The 18,912-nt window shown below is 64.5% G+C and carries 20 protein-coding genes and 1 pseudogene; 12 read left to right on the top strand and 9 right to left on the bottom strand.

Going from position 1 to position 18,912, the window contains the following annotated elements; translation table 11 throughout:
- The first annotated feature begins 213 nt into the window (after positions 1-213).
- From ASF77_RS10275 to ASF77_RS10265, 3 genes are all read left to right on the top strand, one after another.
- A complete protein-coding gene (locus tag ASF77_RS10275) occupies positions 214-3,012 on the top strand; it encodes a TonB-dependent siderophore receptor (RefSeq protein WP_229445367.1) in 2,799 nt (932 codons plus the stop codon).
- 140 nt (positions 3,013-3,152) lie between these two features.
- On the top strand, positions 3,153-3,467 hold the full coding sequence (locus tag ASF77_RS10270) for a hypothetical protein (RefSeq protein ID WP_056338640.1): 315 nt from the start codon (positions 3,153-3,155) through the stop codon (positions 3,465-3,467).
- A gap of 2 nt (positions 3,468-3,469) precedes the next feature.
- A complete protein-coding gene (locus ASF77_RS10265; RefSeq protein WP_056338637.1) occupies positions 3,470-4,156 on the top strand; it encodes a pentapeptide repeat-containing protein in 687 nt (228 codons plus the stop codon).
- On the opposite strand, the gene ASF77_RS10260 is transcribed toward ASF77_RS10265, so the two are convergent.
- On the bottom strand, positions 4,153-5,091 hold the full coding sequence (locus tag ASF77_RS10260) for an alpha/beta fold hydrolase (RefSeq protein WP_229445365.1): 939 nt from the start codon (positions 5,089-5,091) through the stop codon (positions 4,153-4,155). The two genes, ASF77_RS10265 and ASF77_RS10260, sit on opposite strands and share 4 nt — an antisense overlap.
- Before the next feature lie 227 nt (positions 5,092-5,318).
- On the opposite strand from ASF77_RS10260, the gene ASF77_RS10255 reads away from it, so the two are divergent.
- On the top strand, positions 5,319-5,693 hold the full coding sequence (locus tag ASF77_RS10255; RefSeq protein WP_056338633.1) for a hypothetical protein: 375 nt from the start codon (positions 5,319-5,321) through the stop codon (positions 5,691-5,693).
- 47 nt (positions 5,694-5,740) lie between these two features.
- On the opposite strand, the gene ASF77_RS10250 is transcribed toward ASF77_RS10255, so the two are convergent.
- Positions 5,741-6,223, bottom strand: a complete 483-nt coding sequence (locus ASF77_RS10250; protein ID WP_056338630.1) for a glutathione peroxidase — start codon at positions 6,221-6,223, stop codon at positions 5,741-5,743.
- Positions 6,224-6,294: 71 nt separating this feature from the next.
- Here ASF77_RS10250 and ASF77_RS25235 point away from each other — a divergent pair, with 71 nt between their 5' ends.
- Together ASF77_RS25235 and ASF77_RS25230 are read left to right on the top strand one after the other, a co-directional pair.
- The gene (locus ASF77_RS25235) at positions 6,295-6,600 is read left to right on the top strand and encodes a serine aminopeptidase domain-containing protein (protein ID WP_156648830.1); all 306 of its coding nucleotides are present in this window, start codon (positions 6,295-6,297) and stop codon (positions 6,598-6,600) included.
- Positions 6,552-6,722, top strand: a pseudogene (locus tag ASF77_RS25230) (serine aminopeptidase domain-containing protein); the annotation flags it as partial. The gene ASF77_RS25235 and the pseudogene ASF77_RS25230, both read left to right, overlap by 49 nt.
- A 7-nt stretch (positions 6,723-6,729) precedes the next feature.
- On the opposite strand, the gene ASF77_RS10245 reads toward ASF77_RS25230, so the two are convergent.
- Both ASF77_RS10245 and ASF77_RS10240 read right to left on the bottom strand, forming a co-directional pair.
- Positions 6,730-7,866, bottom strand: coding sequence for a PilT/PilU family type 4a pilus ATPase (locus tag ASF77_RS10245; protein ID WP_056338628.1), 1,137 nt, complete (start codon positions 7,864-7,866; stop codon positions 6,730-6,732).
- A gap of 9 nt (positions 7,867-7,875) precedes the next feature.
- A complete protein-coding gene (locus ASF77_RS10240) occupies positions 7,876-8,919 on the bottom strand; it encodes a type IV pilus twitching motility protein PilT (protein WP_056338625.1) in 1,044 nt (347 codons plus the stop codon).
- Between the two features lie 77 nt (positions 8,920-8,996).
- On the opposite strand from ASF77_RS10240, the gene ASF77_RS10235 reads away from it, so the two are divergent.
- Positions 8,997-9,698: a YggS family pyridoxal phosphate-dependent enzyme gene (locus ASF77_RS10235; protein ID WP_056338622.1), complete on the top strand. Its 702-nt coding sequence runs from the start codon at positions 8,997-8,999 to the stop codon at positions 9,696-9,698.
- Positions 9,699-9,715: 17 nt separating this feature from the next.
- Entirely contained in the window at positions 9,716-10,543 is an 828-nt protein-coding gene (gene proC, locus ASF77_RS10230; RefSeq protein ID WP_056338618.1) for a pyrroline-5-carboxylate reductase, read from the top strand.
- Positions 10,544-10,689: 146 nt separating this feature from the next.
- Here proC and ASF77_RS10225 read toward each other — a convergent pair whose 3' ends face one another.
- The 5 genes from ASF77_RS10225 to ASF77_RS10205 all read right to left on the bottom strand — a co-directional run bounded on the left by ASF77_RS10225 (position 10,690) and on the right by ASF77_RS10205 (position 13,791).
- The gene (locus tag ASF77_RS10225; protein WP_056338614.1) at positions 10,690-11,040 is read right to left on the bottom strand and encodes a YqjK family protein; all 351 of its coding nucleotides are present in this window, start codon (positions 11,038-11,040) and stop codon (positions 10,690-10,692) included.
- Complete coding sequence (locus ASF77_RS10220) at positions 11,030-11,410, bottom strand: phage holin family protein (protein ID WP_056338610.1); 381 nt, start codon at positions 11,408-11,410, stop codon at positions 11,030-11,032. The genes ASF77_RS10225 and ASF77_RS10220 overlap by 11 nt, the downstream gene beginning before the upstream one ends.
- A gap of 11 nt (positions 11,411-11,421) precedes the next feature.
- Positions 11,422-11,736: a YqjD family protein gene (locus ASF77_RS10215; protein WP_056338607.1), complete on the bottom strand. Its 315-nt coding sequence runs from the start codon at positions 11,734-11,736 to the stop codon at positions 11,422-11,424.
- Between the two features lie 84 nt (positions 11,737-11,820).
- Positions 11,821-12,675, bottom strand: a complete 855-nt coding sequence (gene ubiA / locus ASF77_RS10210) for a 4-hydroxybenzoate octaprenyltransferase (protein ID WP_056338604.1) — start codon at positions 12,673-12,675, stop codon at positions 11,821-11,823.
- Positions 12,676-12,849: 174 nt separating this feature from the next.
- Positions 12,850-13,791, bottom strand: coding sequence for a hydrogen peroxide-inducible genes activator (locus ASF77_RS10205; protein ID WP_056338600.1), 942 nt, complete (start codon positions 13,789-13,791; stop codon positions 12,850-12,852).
- Between the two features lie 173 nt (positions 13,792-13,964).
- Between ASF77_RS10205 and ASF77_RS10200 the strand changes: the two genes are divergently transcribed.
- The 4 genes from ASF77_RS10200 (at position 13,965) to ASF77_RS10185 (ending at position 18,895) form a co-directional block, all read left to right on the top strand.
- Complete coding sequence (locus ASF77_RS10200) at positions 13,965-15,146, top strand: PilT/PilU family type 4a pilus ATPase (protein ID WP_056338596.1); 1,182 nt, start codon at positions 13,965-13,967, stop codon at positions 15,144-15,146.
- Between the two features lie 4 nt (positions 15,147-15,150).
- The gene (locus tag ASF77_RS10195; protein ID WP_056338590.1) at positions 15,151-15,627 is read left to right on the top strand and encodes an adenylyltransferase/cytidyltransferase family protein; all 477 of its coding nucleotides are present in this window, start codon (positions 15,151-15,153) and stop codon (positions 15,625-15,627) included.
- A gap of 21 nt (positions 15,628-15,648) precedes the next feature.
- Complete coding sequence (locus tag ASF77_RS10190; RefSeq protein WP_056338586.1) at positions 15,649-16,416, top strand: alpha/beta hydrolase; 768 nt, start codon at positions 15,649-15,651, stop codon at positions 16,414-16,416.
- A gap of 238 nt (positions 16,417-16,654) precedes the next feature.
- Positions 16,655-18,895: a TonB-dependent receptor gene (locus ASF77_RS10185; protein WP_082493692.1), complete on the top strand. Its 2,241-nt coding sequence runs from the start codon at positions 16,655-16,657 to the stop codon at positions 18,893-18,895.
- Positions 18,896-18,912: the final 17 nt, after the last annotated feature.

The raw sequence follows: 18,912 nt of genomic DNA, 5'->3' as shown, positions 1-18,912 counted from the left end.
TGTTCAGCCGTGTTGTCTAGTGGTAACAAAATGTATCTAATTTACGACGGAAGTCACACTATTTAACGAGTTGGTAATTTTTTTCTGTTCTGAACTTTGCTAGGCATCAATGTTGTGTAACAGTATTTATGCACGTTGTCTGTATGGGTCGTCGATCGATCCTCATCAAGACGACGCGAGTTGTCAAAATAAACATACCATTCGGGAGTCGTTGTGAAGCACAAGAGTACTTTGAATAAAAGCGCCATTGCACTGGCAGTAACCCTGGCCTACCCGGCCTTCGCCCTGGCACAACAGCAGCCGACCGAGCCAGCTGTCAAGATGCAACGCGTGGAAGTGACCGGTTCCAGCATCAAGCGTACCGAGGCTGAAAACGCCGGCGCGCTGCAGGTGCTGACCCGCGACGACATCGAACGTACCGGCCAAACGACGGTTCTCGGCGTTCTCCTGAGCACGGCTTCGATCGACACCAACCTGAACGTGGCAACCGCCAGCTCGGGCAGCTTCGCTACCGGCGCGTCGGGCATCACCATGCGCGGTCTGGGCAAGGTCGGCACCCTGGTGCTGGTCAACGGCCGCCGCATCGCGTCCTACGGCCTGGCCGACGGCGCGCAGGAAAACTTCACCAACGTCGACGCCATCGCCAGCGATGCGGTCGAGCGTATCGAAATCCTGAAAGACGGCGCATCGGCAATTTATGGCTCCGACGCCATCGCCGGCGTGGTCAACATCATCCTGCGCAGCAACTTCCAGGGCGCGCGCGTGCGTACCCACTACTCGGAAAAGCAGAATTTCTCGGAAGACCGTACCCGTAACGTGTCGGCGATCGTCGGCTTTGGCGACATCGAAGAGAACGGCTACAACACCTACCTGACCGCCGAAGCCTACAAGCGCGACGGTTACACGACCGGCGACCTGGCCCGTCACTACCCGGCATGGCACCGCCAGTCGCCAGGCCGTTCGACCTGGGATGCGAAGAGCACCTTCTCGCCGACCGGTAACTACTTCATCAACAACCAGCTGGTGCGCGCACCTGGCTGCCCGGCCGCCGACATCGATCCGACCGACAACCTGTGCAAATGGGATGTCCTGCCGTACAGCGGCGTGACCACCGACAACCAGCGTTACGCGGTTGCCAGCGTCACCAACTTCAAGATCGGCCAGTCGGTCAACGCCAAGTTCGAGATCACCCACGCTGCCGCGGAAAGCGATTACATCGTCGCTCCGTTCAACGTCAGTAACGGCAGCTCGACCACCGCGGCCAGCATCTGGTACAACGCCCGCGAAGGCAAGCTGGTCGGTCCGTTCACCTACCCACGCCTGCCGGTCGGCCACCCGAACAATCCATACACCGTGCCGGTCGAACTGCGTGCCCGTATGATGGACACCGGCAACGGCTTCAACTTCAACACCACCGAATCCGACCAGCAGCGCGTCATGCTGTCGCTGGAAGGCAGCCTCGGCGCCTACGACTGGCGCTCGGCCGTCGGCGTGCTGCGTTCGTCGGCAGTGAAGGCCACCCGCGCCGTCCACGCGACCAACTACACCAACGCGATCCGCAACGCCACCTACAAGTTCGGCCAGCAGAACGACGCGGCCCTGCTCGAGTCGATGTTCCCGGTGCGTACCACCGAAGGCGAATCGGACGTCAAGTTCTTCGACGCCACCCTGAGCGGCACCGTGATGCAACTGCCGGCCGGCCCGCTGCGCTTCGCAGTCGGCACCGACATCCGCAGCAACAGCTACTGGATGTCGAGCTCGGAAAACGTCCTGCGCGGCGAACTGGTGGGCGTGTTCGGCCTGCAGGTCGACGACAAGGTCAACCAGTACGCGCTGTTCACCGAAGCCTACTTGCCTGTCACGAAGAGCATCGACGTGGAAGCCGCCGTGCGCGCCGACCAGACTTCCGGTTTCGATGCCCACATCTCGCCGAAACTGGGCGTGAAGTGGCGCGCCATGGACAACCTGCTGCTGCGCGCTACGGCAGCCGGCGGTTTCCGCGCACCGAACATCGTCGAAACGGGTAACGGCCTGGGCCGTAGCTCGGTTGCAACCAGCGTCAACGACGTGCGCCGCTGCCCGACCGCCAACGCGCTCAACGCCCTGGTGCAGAACGCTCCTGGCGCGACGACCTCGGACAAGGCCCTGGCCAACTCCTTCCGTAACTCGGACTGCCTGGCCAACCTGCCAAGCTTCGTGTCGGCCAACAAGGATCTGGAACCGGAAACCTCGCGTACCTTCACGGGCGGTATCGTGTTCCAGCCGACCAAGAACTGGTCGATGGCCCTGGACTACTACTTCATCGAGCGTCGCAATGAAATCGGTACCCGTGCGGTCACCGACATCCTGCGCGGCGAAGCCTCGCTGCCGGCCGGTCAGCTGATCCGTGTCGACAGCACCGCCAACGACAACGAGTTCCTGGCACTGGTGCGCAAGTACGCGCCGAACAACACCGTCAACTACGGTGGCGTCGGCCAGCTGGGCCTGGTGTACAACCCGTACGTCAACAGCGGCCGCACCCGCGTGTCGGGTCTGGACTTCGATGCGAACGGCCGCTTCAAGGTCGGCAGCTACGACGTGCGCGTCAAGCTGGACGGCAGCTATGTCCTGAAATACCAGGACTACAGCGTCGCCAACCAGGCTTACCTGGACAACATCGTCGGTACCTACGACTTTGGCCCACGCATGCAAGCCAAGCTGCGCACCTACGTCAAGCAGGGCGACTTCGACCACGGCGTGACCGTGAACTGGAGCAGCGGCTACAGCAACCTGAGCCTGTCGTCGCCGAACTACTGCACGACTTCGGCTGTGAAGCCGGAATTCATGGCGACCTGCGAACACACCGGCAGCAACACCACGGTGGACTACAACCTGTCGTACTCGGGCTTCGACAAGATCAAGCTGAGCCTGTACGTCGACAACGTCTTCCAGCAGGAAGCGCCGATCGACTGGCGTTCGGGCTTCAGCTCGCAGTTCCGCCGTTTCGGCGTGGCCGCAAGCTACACGTTCTAAGCTGAACGCTTGAAGCACTAAGGCTGTAACGAAAGACCAGGCTTCGGCCTGGTCTTTTTTTTTCGTCCGCAGGAGCCCTCTGCAGGGCCGGTAAGGCCGTGATAGCATCCTCTGCTTTCGAAAACCTGCAAGAGACAACCATGAGTTTCGTATTCCGCCTCGTGCGCGAGGAGGGCGGGCCGGAGCCCGTCGTCGTGTTCGAGGATTCGACCAGCCCCGGCTTCGTGCCGTTGTGGGAAGAGGTAGGGGTCTATGATGCGCTGTACAACAGCGACGGCAAGACCGGGCGCGAGGTCTCGCGCCTTACCGCCTATGGGCTCGACCGCGTGAGCGAGGACAGCGCGCTGGCGCGCCTGATCCCGTCTTCGCTGTCGCAGGGCGAAGCGATCCGCTTCCTGGAGAACGTCAACCGCGCCTGCGTGGTGCACGCCACGGCCCAGGTCGAGACGCGCTGAGCATGGCGCGTCCCACCTTCACCATTAGCGGCGAGCGCATCGACCGCGCCCGCATGGAAGCGCTGTTGCAGGGCGGCGCCATGCTCGTCTTCGAGGACTGCGATTTTTCCGGGGCCGACCTGTCCCGCCTCGACCTGCAGGAAACCGGCTTTCGCAACTGCGCGCTGCCGGGCACCGTGTTCTATGCGGCCAATCTCTCGCGCACGCGCTGGCAGCGCTGCCGCGCCGGTCACGCCGATTTCGAATCCGCCGACCTGGTCGACGCCCGATTCGATGCCTCGGATCTGAACAACACAGGCTGGCGGCGCGCCAAGCTGGCCTCGTGCAGCTTCCGCAGCTGCAAGCTCACCGGCGCCGCCTTCGAGGAGGTGAGCTATCTCGGCCTGGCTTTCGAGGACTGCCTGCTGATCGGCGCCGACTTGCGCCGCATGTCGTTCCGCAAGATGACGCTCGCCGGGCTCGATTTCGCCGACGCCGATTTGTCAGGCTGCGATTTTCGCGAGGCCGTGTTCGAAGGCGGCAGCCTGCGCGACGCCCATATGAAGGACACGCGCTTCGACGGCGCCGACCTGCGCGAGGCCGATCTTGGCGGACTGAAGCTGATCAATGCGAAGCTGTTCGCAGGCGCGACGATCTCGCCGCGCCAGGCGGCCGAAATCGTGCGCGCGATGGGCCTGAATGTGGCCTAGTGTGTGACGGAGGCGGCGGGCGCCAGTCCCGCGAAGGCCTCCGGCTCGCCCTTGAACCAGCGGACTAAACGCGCGAGGAAGGGCTTCAGCTCCGACCCACCCGGCGTTCCCAGGCCGTGATTGGCTCCTGCGAATTCGAAGAAGCGGAAGTCGGCCTGCGGACGCGCGGCGAAGTAATCCCGCAGCAGGCGCCCCGATTCGATCGGCACACTGTCGTCCTTTTCTCCCATCGCCACCACGATCGGGATGTTCAGTTTTGCGTACGAGGCCAGCGGGTCGTAGGACAGGCGCGCACCCCAGAACGCATGGCTGTGGCCGAAAAAATGCTTGTCGAGCGCCGTGGGATGCCTGGCGATGTCCGCCAATATCTCCTCGTTGACGAGCTGGGCATACGGCTGCACGCCGCGCGCGGCGAACAGCAGGAACTCGTCGCGCTGCCGCATGCCGCCAGCGCCGATCACCGCCAGCCATCCGATCTTGCGGCTCGCAGCGGCCACCTGGGGCGCAACGGCGCCGCCGTCCGAAAAGCCGAGCAGGGCGATCGAACGCGCGCCGGCGGCTTTCAGGCGCGGCTCCCGCTCGAGAAACTGGACGATGTCGGCCACCCGCTTGTCGAGGCGGTCGGCACCTTCGAACGCGGCGGAGCAGCGCTGCGGCTGGGCCGGGGCATCCGGCGCGACATGGGGTTTTTCCAGGAAATACAGATCGAGCTTGCCGCCATAGGCCTCGAAAAAGCTTGGCAGGCGCGTGCTGAACTTGCCGCAGCCGGAGCCGTCGATCAAAACGATGAGGGGGCCGTCGTTCGCGGCGGCGCCGTCGTGCAGGTGGAAATAGCGGCGGCGTTCGCCGTCGATGTCGATGCTGCCCTCGTCGAGCACGCGTGCCGCGAAGGCCGGCTGCACCAACGCGGCGAGGATGAGAAGGGCGGTGGACAACCTGGATAGAAGGCGCATGGACGGGCAGGGCTGTTGTGTTACCCGCCATGGTAACTGCCGCTGCCGCCTTATGAAATATTCATTTCCTTACTTGTAAGCAAATGCCAGGAATGTAAGCGATTGTTAAGTTCGTCAACAGGATGGTTTCGCGCGCCGTTGATGGTTCAGTGACATGCAGAATGTGCACTAAAGACAACCACTGAGACACCAAACCGAGGAGCTGCACCATGAAGAAAATCACCGCCACCCTGATCGCCGGCCTGTTCGCTACCGCTGCCTTCGCACAAACTTCGGCGACGCCAGCCACCCCTGCCACCCCTGCCACCCCGGCGACCCCTGCCGCGCAGGCGGATGCAAAAACCGGCGTCCTGGTGGATAACAAGGATCTGAAAGCCGGCGCAACCGCTGACGGCAAGGTCGTCCGCGAAGCCACCAAGGCCGACACCAAGGCAGCGAAAGCCGCCGCCAAGGACGTCAAGGCCGCAGCGAAAACCGATGCCAAAGCCGACGGCAAGGATGCCACGGGCGCCGTCAAGTCGGACGTCAAGGCCTCTACCGACAACCACGGCGCGCACGTCTCGACGACCGCGACCACCAAATAATCACGCAAGTAACTGTTTCGGAAGCCCGTGCACCGCGCGGGCTTTTTTCATTGGGCGAGCAGGGCTTCGATGTCGCTCGCGATGGCTTCGGGCTTGGTCTGCGGCGCGTAGCGTTTTACGACCTGCCCGTCGCGCCCGACCAGGAATTTGGTGAAGTTCCACTTGATGCGCTGGGTGCCGAGCAGGCCGGGCGCCTCGCGTTTCAAATGCTGGAACAGCGGATGGGCGCTCTCTCCGTTGACCTCGATCTTGGCGAAGAGCGGAAAGCTGACGCCGTAGTTCTTTTCGCAAAAGGCGCCGATCTCGGCCTCGCTGCCGGACTCCTGCTGGCCGAACTGGTTGCAGGGGAAGCCGAGCACTTCCACGCCGCGCTCGCGGAACTGGCCGTACACCGCTTCCAGCCCCTTGTATTGCGGCGTGAAGCCGCAGGCGCTGGCCGTGTTGACGATCAGGAGTACCTTGCCGCGGTAGCGCGACAGGTCGATGGGAGCGCCGTCGAGGGCGGTGGCGGAGAAGTCGAATACGTTCATGGGGCCGATGATACCAAAAGAGCAACGGGCATCTCAATGAACAAATCCTTGTGCCACATCAAACGTGATCCTTGACGCGGGCAAGCTGCCGCAAAAACGACATAAGCTGGATCGGTGATGGCCGTCCGTCCGGACGGCTGCGCGTCATCTGTCACGGCGTCAATTCGCACAGCGGCCAGTATGGCTGGACGGCGGGCCAGCTGACGGCTAAAGGCTGCGCCGTGTATGCCCTTGATCTGCGCCGACGAGCGCCTGGAGAAGGAATTCCAGCTCATTACGCTGCCGGTCTTCGTCATGCACGGCACGGTCGACCGCGACAGTACCGGCCGGCAGCCAGTTCTTCTACGACACCGTCGGCTCGCGCGACAAGACCCTGAAACTCTACGAAGGGCATTACCACGACCTGTTCAACGACTACGGCAAGGACGAGGTGATGGCCGATACGACGGCCTGGATCAACCGCCACCTGCCCGCGGCCGGGATGGCGCCACGGGCATAAGCGCGGCTCAGATCAGCCCAAGGTGCTCGGTGCCGCTCGAGAAATCGCGGTCCTTCGCGTTCTTGCTGTTGAGTTTGATGTTCAGGCGCAGGTCGTTGACCGAGTCGGCATTGCGCAGCGCGTCCTCGTAGCTGATCGCATTGCGCTCGTACAGGTCGAACAGGGCCTGGTCGAAGGTCTGCATGCCGAGTTCGCGCGACTTCTTCATGATCTCCTTGATCTCGTGGACTTCGCCCTTGAAGATCAGGTCGGAAATGAGCGGCGAGTTGAGCATGATCTCCATCGCCACCACGCGGCCCTTGTCTTCCTTTTTCGGGATCAGGCGCTGCGAAATCAGGCCGCGCAGGTTCAGCGACAGATCCATCAGCAGCTGCTGGCGGCGCTCCTCGGGGAAGAAGTTGATGATGCGGTCGAGCGCCTGGTTGGCGCTGTTCGCGTGCAGCGTGGCCAGGCACAGGTGGCCGGTCTCGGCGAAGGCGATCGCGTGTTCCATCGTTTCGCGGTCGCGGATCTCGCCGATCTGGATCACGTCCGGCGCCTGGCGCAGCGAGTTCTTGAGGGCCGCCTCGAAGCTGTCGGTATCGACCCCCACTTCGCGCTGCGTGATCACGCAGTTGCGGTGCGGGTGGACGAATTCGACGGGATCCTCGATCGTGATGATGTGCCCGTAGCTGTTCTCGTTGCGGTAGCCGACCATGGCCGCCAGCGTGGTCGACTTACCGGAGCCGGTGGCGCCGACCATGATCACCAGGCCACGCTTGGACATGACCACGTCCTTCAGCACGTTCGGCAGCGCCAGGTCTTCGAACTTCGGGATCTGCGTCGTGATCGTGCGCAGCACCATGCCGACGCTGCTCATCTGGACAAAAGCCGAGACGCGGAAGCGTCCCAGGTCGCCCGGGCTGATCGCGAAGTTCGCTTCGCGCGTGGTCTCGAAGCCGGCGGTCTGCTTGTCGTTCATGATCGAACGCGCCAGGTCGGCCGTGTGCGCGGCGGTGAGCGGCTGGCTCGACACCGGCGTCATGCGGCCGTCGATCTTGATCGCCGGCGGGAAGCCGGCCGTAATGAAGAGATCCGAGCCGCCCTTGCTGACCATCAGGCGCAGCAGGTCGAACATGAATTTGGAGGCCTGGTCGCGTTCCATGTCCTGTCCTTAACCCGGGAAGTTTTCGGGAATTTTCGCCGCCGAACGAGCGGCCGCACTCGAAATGACGTTGCGGCGGACGAGATCCGTCAGGTTCTGATCCAGCGTCTGCATGCCGACATTGCTGCCGGTCTGGATCGCCGAATACATCTGCGCGATCTTCGCTTCGCGGATCAGGTTGCGGATTGCCGGGGTGCCGAGCATGATCTCGTGCGCGGCCACGCGGCCCGAACCATCCTTTGTCTTCAAGAGCGTCTGCGAGATGACGGCCTGCAGCGACTCGGACAGCATCGCGCGCACCATCTCCTTTTCTTCGGCCGGGAACACGTCGACGATACGGTCGATGGTCTTCGCCGCCGACGAGGTATGCAGGGTGCCGAACACGAGGTGACCGGTTTCGGCGGCGGAGAGGGCGAGACGGATGGTCTCGAGGTCGCGCAGTTCGCCGACCAGGATCGCGTCCGGGTCTTCGCGCAGCGCCGAACGCAGCGAATTACTGAAGGAGAGCGTATGCGGGCCGACTTCGCGCTGGTTGATCAGGCATTTCTTCGAGTCGTGCACGAATTCGATCGGGTCTTCGATCGTCAGGATGTGGCCGTACTCGCTCTCGTTGAGGTGATTGATCATCGCCGCCAGCGTGGTCGACTTGCCGGAGCCGGTCGGGCCGGTCACCAGCACCAGGCCGCGCGGTTTCAGGGCCAGTTCGCCGAAGATCTTCGGGGCGTTCAGTTCTTCCAGCGACAGGATCTTCGAGGGAATCGTGCGCAGCACGGCCGCGGCGCCGCGCTCCTGGTTGAAGGCGTTGACGCGGAAACGGGCGAGACCGGGAATCGCGAACGAGAAGTCGCATTCGAGCATCTCTTCGTACTGCTTGCGCTGGCCGTCGTTCATGATGTCATAGATCATGGCGTGCACGTCCTTGTGCTCGAGCGGCGGCAGGTTAATCCGGCGCACGTCGCCATGCACGCGGATCATCGGCGGCAGGCCGGCCGAGAGGTGCAGGTCGGAGGCTTTGTTCTTTACCGAGAAGGCGAGTAATTCCGAGATGTCCATCTATAATCCTTAAGCCGTGAAAGAGAAGCGCCGGCATGCATTGCGCATCACTCGAATATTTCCCATAGAAAACGATTATGTCCACAATCGCCGCCAACTTGCAAGCTGTCGAAGCGACAATCGCCGCCGCCGCGCAGGCCGCGAACCGGCCTGTTTCGAGCGTGCGTTTGCTGGCCGTGTCGAAGACCTTCCCGATGGAAGACGTGCTCGAAGCGATGGCCGCCGGGCAGCGCGCCTTCGGTGAAAACTACCTGCAGGAAGGCGTCGAAAAGATCGCCGCCGTGGCGCGCGCGCAACCGGATACTGCAGTCGAATGGCATTTCATCGGCCCGATCCAGAGCAACAAGACACGCCCCATCGCCGCTAACTTCGCCTGGGTGCACACGGTCGAACGCCTGAAGATCGCCCAGCGCCTGTCCGAACAGCGCCCGCCGGAAATGGGCCCCCTGAACATCTGCCTGCAGGTGAACATCAGCGGCGAAGCCACCAAGAGCGGCGCCACCCCAAGCGAACTGCCCGAGCTGGCGCGCCAGGTGGCGGCGCTGCCGAACCTGGCCCTGCGCGGCCTGATGGCGATTCCCGAAGCGCAAACCGATCCGGCGCTGCAGCGCGCGGCGTTTGCGAAGCTGCGCACGCTGGCCGACAGCCTGCGCGCGGCCGGCCTGCCGATCGATACCCTGTCGATGGGCATGTCGGGCGACATGGCGGCCGCGATCCTCGAAGGCGCGACCATCGTGCGCGTCGGCAGCGCCATTTTCGGCGCCCGCAACTACGACTAGACGACGATAAGGACAACATGAAGATCGCATTCATCGGCGGCGGCAATATGGCCACCGCCCTCATCGCAGGCCTGGTCAAGGATGGCGGCGCCAGCGTGCAGGTACACGTGGTCGATCCGAACCCGGATGCGCTGGAGCGCATGGTGACGCAGTACGGCGCCAGCACGTCCACCGTCATCGATGCGGCCGTGGCCGAGGTCGACGTGATCGTGCTGGCGGTGAAGCCGCAGCAGATGCGCGAGGTGGCAACCACCTTGGCGACCGCGCTGGCGCCGCACCTGGCCGCCGGCCCGCTGGTGCTGTCGATCGCGGCCGGCATCCGCGGCGCGGATCTTTCGCGCTGGCTGGGCGGCTACGGCGCCATTGTGCGCACCATGCCGAACACGCCGGCCCTGATCGGCATGGGCATCACCGGGATGGTGGCATTGGAGGGCGTGAGCGAGAGCCAGCGCGCCGCGGCCGACAATGTGCTGCGCGCGGTTGGGCAGACCGTGTGGCTGATTGATGAGGCGCTGATCGATCCGGTGACGGCGGTGTCGGGCAGCGGGCCCGCTTACGTGTTCTATTTTCTCGAAGCGATGCAGGCCGCGGCGGTGGAGATGGGGCTCAGTGAAGAGCAGGGCAAGCAGCTGGCGCTAGCCACCTTTGCCGGGGCGACGGAGCTGGCGGCGCAGTCGGGCGATTCGCTTGCCGTATTACGCCAGCGCGTGACTTCGAAGGGTGGGACGACGCATGCGGCGATCAGCAGCATGGAAACGGCTGGTGTGAAGGCGGCGATCGGAGAAGCCATGAAAGCGGCCGCAGCGCGCGGGCGCGCGTTGGGGGATGAGTTAGGGGCCGATTAGGGTGTGCGTGTCCGAGCGATGCGCAGTAAGCGCGTGGGCACGGGGCGCCCACCCTACCGTAGGGTGGGCGCCCCGTGCCCACGCGGTACGAACGTCAATCCAGGCCGGCGACGGAAAACAATCGCCCGCCACCCATCCGCAGTCCGCTACTCCAGATGCCCCTGCAAGCGCGCCCGCACGATTGGCAGCACACGCTGCACCGCCGGCATCATCCGCTGTACCAGCGGCAGCGCGCGCTGCCCGAGCTGCCAGAGCGAAGCCCCCGCCGCGAGCACGGCCAGCACCGGCTTAGGACGCGCGATCAGCACGCCCAGCGCGACGCCGGCGCCGGCCAGCACCGACTTGCGGTGTTCACGTAAAAAATCCGCCGCGCCGTTGACGCGTTCGACCGGCGCCTTCAGCAGATTCAGCTGATCGGCCATGTCGCCGCGCTGGCGCGCGCATTCAGCGACCAGGTGGGCGCGCCGCACCGCCAGCGGTGTCTTTTCACTGTTCATGCTGCGCTCCCGTGCCCTTGATGAAGGCGATGTCCTTGCCCAGTTCGGCGCGCGTGGCGGCCAGCATCGGGGCGCGGGCGGCGAAGCCGGCGCGTACCTTCGCCAGGATGGCCGCGGCGGCAAGCAGCAACACGCCGGCCATGGCGCCGATGGCGGTCAAGCGGTGCTCGTCCCAGAACAACACGATGACGAACAGGGCGGCCAGCATGAAGGCGAAGGCGCCGAGGAAGGCCGCCAGCAGCGTCCAGGCGGCGTAGCCCAGGATCGCCTGCGTTTCCTCGCGCGCCTCGACGGCTGCCAGTTCCAGGCGCGTGCGCGCCATGGAGACCAGGTTGGTGCCGATGCGGCCGATTGTCTCGGTGATGACCATTCGCGCCGCGATCAGCGACGGTTGATCAGCATGCCCAGCACGACGCCGACGGCGGCGCCGATGCCAACCGCCTTCCAGGGATTGTCCTTGACATAGGTGTCGGTGGCTTTCGCGGCCGCTTTCGACTTCTCGATGACTTCCAGGTTCGCCAGACCCTCTTTGGCGCCGGCGATGGCGCCTTCGAACTTGGCCTTCGCCTTGGTCAGCTCTTCGCCGGTCAGCGAGCTGCCGTGGCGCAGCCAGGCTTCGGCGTCCTGGATGACGGTTTTCAGGTCGGCCAGCAGCTGGTCACGGGCGCCGGTCTGGGTCGGGATTTTTTCCATCATGGGGAGTCCTCTTCATGTAAGTGTGAGATGCGACCGCGTCCATGCAAGGAACACTGCATGACGGGTCGTGCATTTCGGACAATATTATCCTAATGCATAGTCTAACGCGACACCGGCAAAAAGTGCCGCACCCAACCAATTGTTGTGGCGGAAGGCGGCGAAGCAGCGCATCCGGTCGCGTTCGCGGATCAGGGTGTAGTGGTAGAGGGCGATGCCGGCGGCCACCGCCACGCCGCCCACGAACCACCAGCGCAGGCCCAGCATCCAGCCGCAGACCAGGTCGATGCCGAGGGCCACGCCGTAGCACAGCATGACCGCGGCGACGTCGAAGCGGCCGAAGGTGATGGCCGAAGTGCGGATGCCGATTTTCAGGTCGTCGTCGCGGTCGACCATCGCGTATTCGGTGTCGTAGGCCACGGCCCAGAACACGTTCGCCACCAGCAGCCACCAGGCCACGGAAGGCACGGTGTCCTGGACGGCGGCAAAGGCCATCGGAATGCCGAAGCCGAAGGCGATGCCCAGATAGGCCTGGGGAATGGCGAAGAAGCGCTTGAAATAGGGATAGGTGCCGGCCACGATCACGGCCAGCACCGACAGCTGCTTGGTGAGCGTGTTGAGCGGCAGGATCAGCAGGAAGGAGACGATGGCCAGCACCGCCGCCACCATCAGCGCTTCCCAGCCCTTGATCCGGCCGCTCGTCAGGGGCCGGTCGACGGTGCGCTTGACGTGCTTGTCGAAGTCGCGGTCGGCATAGTCGTTGATGGCGCAGCCGGCCGAGCGCATCAGCGCGGTGCCGAGCACGAAGATGAGGACGATGACGGGATCGGGCTCCCCGCCGGACGCCATCCACAACGCCCACAGGGTCGGCCACAACAGAAGGAGGATGCCGATCGGCTTGTCAGCGCGGATCAGCCGGAAATAGAGCGCCAGCTTGGTCATGGTTCGCTTCTTGTCGCGCAAGAATTATTGTGTGCAAGACAGCGATTTTACCGGGTTTGCGTAGGGTGGACGGGTTCTCCCGTCCACGCGTTCAACCGGCGGATGCGAATCGATTCGTGACCGTCAATGCGAACGTGCGTTGCACGCGTGGACGGCGGAACCGTCCACGCACCATCACGCGGCCTTGTCGAGCGCGAGCATGTCGACGCCCGGCAAATCGCACTGCGCCACTGCATTGCACACCGCCTCGATCGCCGCGCGCCGCGTAAAACTCTTGCGCCAGACGATCACCACGCGGCGCGAGGGCGACGGGTTGGTGAAGGGGACGAAGGAGAGCATGCCGTTCGGGTCCTCCATGTCGCGCACCGAAGCGCGCGGCAAGACTGTCAGGCCGATGCCGCTGGCCACCATATGGCGGATCGTTTCCAGCGACGAGCCTTCGAAGGTGCGTTGCATGCCGTTGCCTGGCGAGGAAAAACGCGCCATTTCCGGGCAGACTTCCAGCACCTGGTCGCGGAAGCAGTGGCCGCTGCCCAGCAGCAGCATGGTTTCCGCCTTCAGATCGTCGGCCGGGATTTCGCGGCGCTTCGACCAGGGATGGGTACGCGGGGTGGCGACGACGAAGGGTTCGTCGTACAGGGTCTGCATCAGCATGCCGTGGTCGGGCAGCGGCAGCGCCATGATGGCGGCGTCGAGCTCGCCCTGGCGCAGCAATTCCAGCAGCTTGACCGTGAAATTTTCCTGCAACACGAGCGGCATCTGCGGCACGTTGTCGATCAGGTTTTTCACCAGGGGCGGCAGCAGATACGGCCCGATCGTGTAGATCACGCCCAGGCGCAGCGGGCCGGCCAGCGGATCCTTGTTCTGTTTCGCCAGTTCCTTGATCGCGGCGGTCTGTTCCAGCACCCGTTCGGCCTGGGCCACGATCTGGGCGCCGACCGGCGTGACCGAGACTTCCGAGCCGCCGCGTTCGAACAGGGTGACGCCGAGCTCGTCTTCGAGCTTCTTGATGGCGACCGACAGGGTGGGCTGGGCGACGAAGCAGGATTCGGCGGCGTGGCCGAAGTGTTTGGCACGCGCGACGGCGACGATGTATTTCAGCTCGGTGAGTGTCATAGGAAAATGGTCAGTCGAATTGCACTGATGCAATAATAAAGCTGCCATGGCCCGGCATGGCTGGCCGAGAAATAGTATTTACCCGAGAATCTTAGTCGATATAATTGCCCGGCGGGCGATATCGGCAGTGAATAATTGTCCGGCAACCGCACCAAGACACTCGAAAGGCACGCATGTCCACCACGTTTGGCCCGGCCGAAGCGCTGGCCTATATCCAGAAGCTGCTCACCGTGATGCACCAGCAGGGCGGCTCGGATCTGTTCATTTCCGCCGATTTCCCTCCCAGCATGAAGCACCAGGGCGCCATGAAACCGATGAGCCAGCAGCGCCTGACGGGCGAAGTCACGCGCGCGCTCGCCCTGTCGCTGATGAATGAGCGCCAGCGCGCCGAGTTCGAAGCGCAGATGGAATGCAATTTCGCGATCTCGCTGCCGAACGTGTGCCGCTTCCGCGTGAACGTCTTCGTGCAGCAGCAGAGCGTGAGCATGGTGGTGCGCACGATCGCGTCCGAAATCCCGAACTTCGAAAAGCTCGAGTTGCCTGAGGTGCTGAAGGAGGTCGTCATGACCAAGCGCGGCCTGGTGCTGGTGGTCGGCGGCACCGGCTCCGGCAAGTCCACCACGCTGGCGGCGATGATCGACTACCGCAACAGCCATTCGGCCGGCCACATCATCACGGTGGAAGACCCGGTCGAATACGTCCACAAGAACAAGAACTGCCTGGTCACGCACAGGGAGGTCGGCGTCGACACCCATTCCTGGCACAACGCCCTGAAAAACACGCTGCGCCAGGCGCCGGACGTGATCCTGATCGGCGAGATCCGCGACACCGAGACGATGGAACACGCCATCGCCTTCGCCGAGACCGGCCACCTGTGCCTGGGCACCCTGCACGCGAACAACGCGAACCAGACGATGGATCGCATCATCAACTTCTTCCCGGAAGAGCGCCGCAGCCAGCTGCTGATGGATCTATCGGCCAATCTGCGCGCCATCGTCTCGCAGCGCCTGGTGCGCACCGAGGACGGCAAGGGCCGCAAGGCCGCCATCGAAATCCTGCTGAATACCCCGACCATCGGCGAGATGATCCTGAAAGGGAACTTCCACAGCATCAAGGAGATCATGCACAAGTCGCGCGAGCTGGGCATGTGCACCTTCGACCAGGCGCTGTACGAGCTCTATAACAACGGCCACATCAGCTACGACGAGGCGATCCGCAACGCCGACTCGGCCAACGGCCTGCGCCTGCAGATCAAGCTCTCGGGCGAGCGGCGCGAAGCAGACGAGGGCGGCGGCAAGGCCTCGCCGCTGTCGATGATGCTGGAAGAAGAACCGCAAGACCCCACTCCACAATAAAACCATGCCGAATTTCGAAACCAAGATCTGCTCGCGCGCCGAGCTCAAGGCGCGCGTCGCCGCCCTCCCGAAACCCGTGGTACTGACCAACGGCGTGTTCGACATCCTGCACCGCGGCCACGTCACCTATCTGGCGCAGGCGCGCGAACTGGGCGCCTCGCTGGTGGTCGCCGCGAACACCGACGCCTCGGTAAAGCGCCTGGGCAAGGGCGACGACCGCCCCCTGAACACCCTGACCGACCGCATGGCCGTTCTGGCCGCGCTGGAATCGGTGAGCCTGGTGGTCGAGTTCGATGAAGACACGGCGCTGGAAACCGTGCTCGAAGCGCGTCCCGAGATCTACGCCAAAGGCGGAGATTATGCCATGAGCGCGATTCCCGAAGGACAGGCCGTGCTGGCCTACGGCGGCCAGGCGGTCGCCATCGACTTCGAGCACGACCGCTCGACGACCAAGCTGCTGACGAAAGTACGTGCCGGCTGAGGCGCCGGGCGCTGGCAGGGCATGCAGAAAACTCTGGGCTTCCTGCTGGTGCTGGTACTCGTCCTTTACCTGGGCGCCTGCCTCGCCCTGTTCCTCGTCCAGCGCTCGCTGATCTACTTCCCGCCGGCCCAGGCCGCGATCGCGGCGCCCAAAGTCTCGACCCTGAGCGTGCCGGACGCCATGGTCAAAGTGTCTGAACGTCCCCATCCGGGGAGGCAGGCGCTGATCTACCTCGGCGGCAACGGCGAGGACGTCAGCATGAGCCTGCCCCAGCTCGACGCGGCTTTTCCGGAGCACGCGCTGTACCTGCTGCACTACCGCGGCTACACGGGCAGCACGGGCAAACCGAGCGAGGCGGCGCTGGTGGCGGACGCCTTGTCCCTGTTCGACCGCGTCGCCGCCGGGCATCTGGAAATAGTGCTGGTCGGGCGCAGCCTCGGCACCGGCATCGCGCTGCAGGTGGCGAGCCGGCGACCGGCGCAGAAGCTGGTGCTGGTCACGCCCTACGACAGCCTGGCGGCGCTGGCCGCCGGCCAGTTCCCGTTGTTCCCGGTGCGCTGGCTGCTGCGCGACCGCTACGAATCCCTGCGCCATGCACCGCAGGTAAAGGCGCCGACGCTCGTCATCCGGGCCCAGCACGACGAAGTCATTCCCGCGGCGAGCACGGCGCGGCTGTTGGCCTCGTTCGCTGACGGCGTCGCTGCCGAGGTCGTGATCGCCGGGGCCGGCCACAACACGATTTCGGAGAGCCCCGGCTACCTGCAGGCGTTGGCGTGGGCACGACAGTAGGCGTTATGCACCGCATTCATAATCCAGAGCCGGATTACTTATTTCATGCATAACGCATCAGCCCGACAGTTGTTGCCCGCCCACGCATTCGTTCAAGAGACTATTTCCTAACGGAATGAACTGATAAACTCCTCTGATTCACGCCCAATCAAAAGATGTGTTGATTTAAATTAAACACACAGTGGGCAGGCGCCACAACCAGGCGTCGTATGTCCACATAAAACAATCAGGGGAAAGCATGTCCAACCGCCAGGTTCGGTCGAACCATTTGTCGTTGGCGGTTGCCGTCGCGGGATTCGCCTGGAGCGCCGCCGCGCCGGCGCAGGAAGCAGACGCCGCCGGCCAGCTCCAGGAAGTCGTCGTCACCGCCCAGCGCACCAGCAGTGCCGAATCGAAGACGCCGGTCTCGGTGGCCGTCGTCGACGGCGCCGCGCTGGCCGCCGCCGGACTCGAACGCCCGTCGGACATCGGCGCGCGCCTGCCCGGCATCGCGCTTGGCGGCGCGGCCGACGGCCTGAGGATCACGATCCGCGGCGTCTCGAATGCCGACGCCACCGACAAGGGCGAGGGATCAAGCGCCTTCATGCTCGACGGCGTGTACATCGCGCGCCCGCACGGCCAGAACCTGGACTTCCTCGACGTCGAACGCATCGAAGTGCTGCGCGGCCCGCAGGGCACGCTCTACGGACGCAACACGACGGCCGGCGTCGTCAACGTGATTTCGCGGGCGCCGACGGCGCGCTTCGAGGGCGAAGCCGGCGCCGAGATGGGCAAGCACGGCAGCCGCAAGCTCGACGCCATGCTCAACGTGCCGGTGAACGAGGCCCTGGCCCTGCGCGCCGCCGTCTCGGCCAGCGGCCGCGACAGCCTGCTGCGCAACGAACAGGGCACGCCGCATACGCTCGGCCTGGATCGCGACAACCGCTCGGCGCGCCTGTCGGCCAGGCTGGCGCTGGGCTCGGCCAAGGCGCTGCTGCGCTTCGACCGCAGCGTCCAGCGCGACAACAACGACGTCATCGTCCCCGACACGAATTTCTATCGCGGCATCGAGACCGGTACCCCGGCCCCGTTCGACGCCGGCACGAGCGCGCGCCTGACCAACGGCTTCATTGCGCCCAACGGCGTGCCGGAGCAGGGCCACAGCCGCCGCGCCAGCACCGGGCTCGGTCTCGATCTGGCCTGGGATCTGGGCCCGGCCACGCTGCACTATCTGGGTTCGCGCCGCCGCTTCGACCACGATTTCCTGGTCAACTACTATTACCGCATCATGCCGGGCTTCGCGCTGGGCGTGCGCCAGGACTTCGACGGCGCCTACACCCAGGACTCGCACGAGCTGCGCCTGGCGACCAAGGGCAGCGGCCCGGTCTCGGGCCAGGCCGGCGTCTACTGGTTCCGCGAGGAGATGGAACAGCTGGCGGTCTTCCGCGACCTCGAGCCGATCGGGCTGCCGCCGTATTACGTGTTCCCCTTGAACCCGGCCGTCTCCAGCAGCCGCGCCGTCTTCGGCCAGCTGACCTGGCGCGCTGTCGACCACCTGCGCCTGACCGTGGGCGCGCGCCGCACCGAGGACCGCAAGTCGCGCTACGGCGCCACCAACCTGCAGGGGGAAGCCGTCTTCAATCCCGCCACCGACCTGACGCTGCCGAACGCAGCGACGCTGGCGACCAGCAAGACCACCTGGCGCCTCGGCGCCGAGTTCGATCTCGCGCCGTCGACCCTGCTGTATGCCACCGTCTCGACCGGCTACAAGGCGGGCGGCTTCAACGACGGCTGCCTGGCCGGCACCAGCGCACTCGGCGTCGCCTGCCCGGACATGCTGGCCGTGCCCGAGTCGACCCTGGTCTACCGTCCCGAAACCCTGACCGCCCACGAAGTCGGCCTGAAAAGCCGCTTCTGGCACAACCGCGCCAGTTTGAACCTCAGCGCCTTCCGCTACGCCTACGACAATTTGCAGCTGTCGGGCGTGGCCATCATGCAGGGCGTGCCGCGCTTCTTCACCAGCAATGCCGGCGCCGCCAGCGTCAAGGGGCTGGAGATCGAAGCGGCCTTCAAGCCGACGACGAACGGGCGCCTGGACGCCACGCTGGCCCTGCTTGACGCGCACTACCTGGCCTACAGCCCGGACGGCGTGCATTCCTGGGCCGGCTACCAGCTCGATCGCGCGCCGCGTACCGTGCTCACCCTCGGCTACGAGCATGGCTTCATCCTGCGCGACGGCCGCCTGAGCGCCGGCGCCTTTACGCGCATCGGCAGCGACTGGACGCTCGGCGTGCCGAACCAGCTGCTGCGCTACCGCATCCCGGGACGCAGCGAGACGGAATTGAAACTCGGCTACCAGCCATCGAACTCGCCCTGGAGCGTGCTGCTGCGCGTGAAAAACCTGGAGAACAAGGTCGAGCCGGTGAACATCGACAGCTTCGGCATGACCGTGCCGAGCGAGCCGCGCGCGCTGGCGCTGCGCGTCGATTACCGGTTCTGAGGGCGGGGACATCAGCG

It is taken from the genome of Massilia sp. Leaf139 (assembly GCF_001424165.1).
GTDB lineage: Bacteria > Pseudomonadota > Gammaproteobacteria > Burkholderiales > Burkholderiaceae_D > Telluria.
The sequence above is the reverse complement of the archived record's forward strand: the minus strand, read 5'-3'. Positions and strand labels throughout refer to the sequence as shown.

Bases quoted from the DNA above. Each gene is read 5' to 3' on its own strand.
- ASF77_RS10205 (WP_056338600.1), bottom strand. From the start codon at position 13,791: ATGACACTCACCGAGCTGAAATACATCGTCGCCGTCGCGCGTGCCAAA.
- ASF77_RS10185 (WP_082493692.1), top strand. From the start codon at position 16,655: ATGTCCAACCGCCAGGTTCGGTCGAACCATTTGTCGTTGGCGGTTGCC.
- ASF77_RS10270 (WP_056338640.1), top strand. From the start codon at position 3,153: ATGAGTTTCGTATTCCGCCTCGTGCGCGAGGAGGGCGGGCCGGAGCCC.
- ASF77_RS10250 (WP_056338630.1), bottom strand. From the start codon at position 6,223: ATGAACGTATTCGACTTCTCCGCCACCGCCCTCGACGGCGCTCCCATC.
- ASF77_RS10265 (WP_056338637.1), top strand. From the start codon at position 3,470: ATGGCGCGTCCCACCTTCACCATTAGCGGCGAGCGCATCGACCGCGCC.
- ubiA (WP_056338604.1), bottom strand. From the start codon at position 12,675: ATGACCAAGCTGGCGCTCTATTTCCGGCTGATCCGCGCTGACAAGCCG.
- ASF77_RS10195 (WP_056338590.1), top strand. From the start codon at position 15,151: ATGCCGAATTTCGAAACCAAGATCTGCTCGCGCGCCGAGCTCAAGGCG.
- ASF77_RS10255 (WP_056338633.1), top strand. From the start codon at position 5,319: ATGAAGAAAATCACCGCCACCCTGATCGCCGGCCTGTTCGCTACCGCT.
- ASF77_RS10235 (WP_056338622.1), top strand. From the start codon at position 8,997: ATGTCCACAATCGCCGCCAACTTGCAAGCTGTCGAAGCGACAATCGCC.
- ASF77_RS10200 (WP_056338596.1), top strand. From the start codon at position 13,965: ATGTCCACCACGTTTGGCCCGGCCGAAGCGCTGGCCTATATCCAGAAG.
- ASF77_RS10190 (WP_056338586.1), top strand. From the start codon at position 15,649: ATGCAGAAAACTCTGGGCTTCCTGCTGGTGCTGGTACTCGTCCTTTAC.
- proC (WP_056338618.1), top strand. From the start codon at position 9,716: ATGAAGATCGCATTCATCGGCGGCGGCAATATGGCCACCGCCCTCATC.
- ASF77_RS10220 (WP_056338610.1), bottom strand. From the start codon at position 11,410: ATGGTCATCACCGAGACAATCGGCCGCATCGGCACCAACCTGGTCTCC.
- ASF77_RS10245 (WP_056338628.1), bottom strand. From the start codon at position 7,866: ATGGAACGCGACCAGGCCTCCAAATTCATGTTCGACCTGCTGCGCCTG.
- ASF77_RS10225 (WP_056338614.1), bottom strand. From the start codon at position 11,040: ATGAACAGTGAAAAGACACCGCTGGCGGTGCGGCGCGCCCACCTGGTC.
- ASF77_RS10240 (WP_056338625.1), bottom strand. From the start codon at position 8,919: ATGGACATCTCGGAATTACTCGCCTTCTCGGTAAAGAACAAAGCCTCC.
- ASF77_RS10215 (WP_056338607.1), bottom strand. From the start codon at position 11,736: ATGATGGAAAAAATCCCGACCCAGACCGGCGCCCGTGACCAGCTGCTG.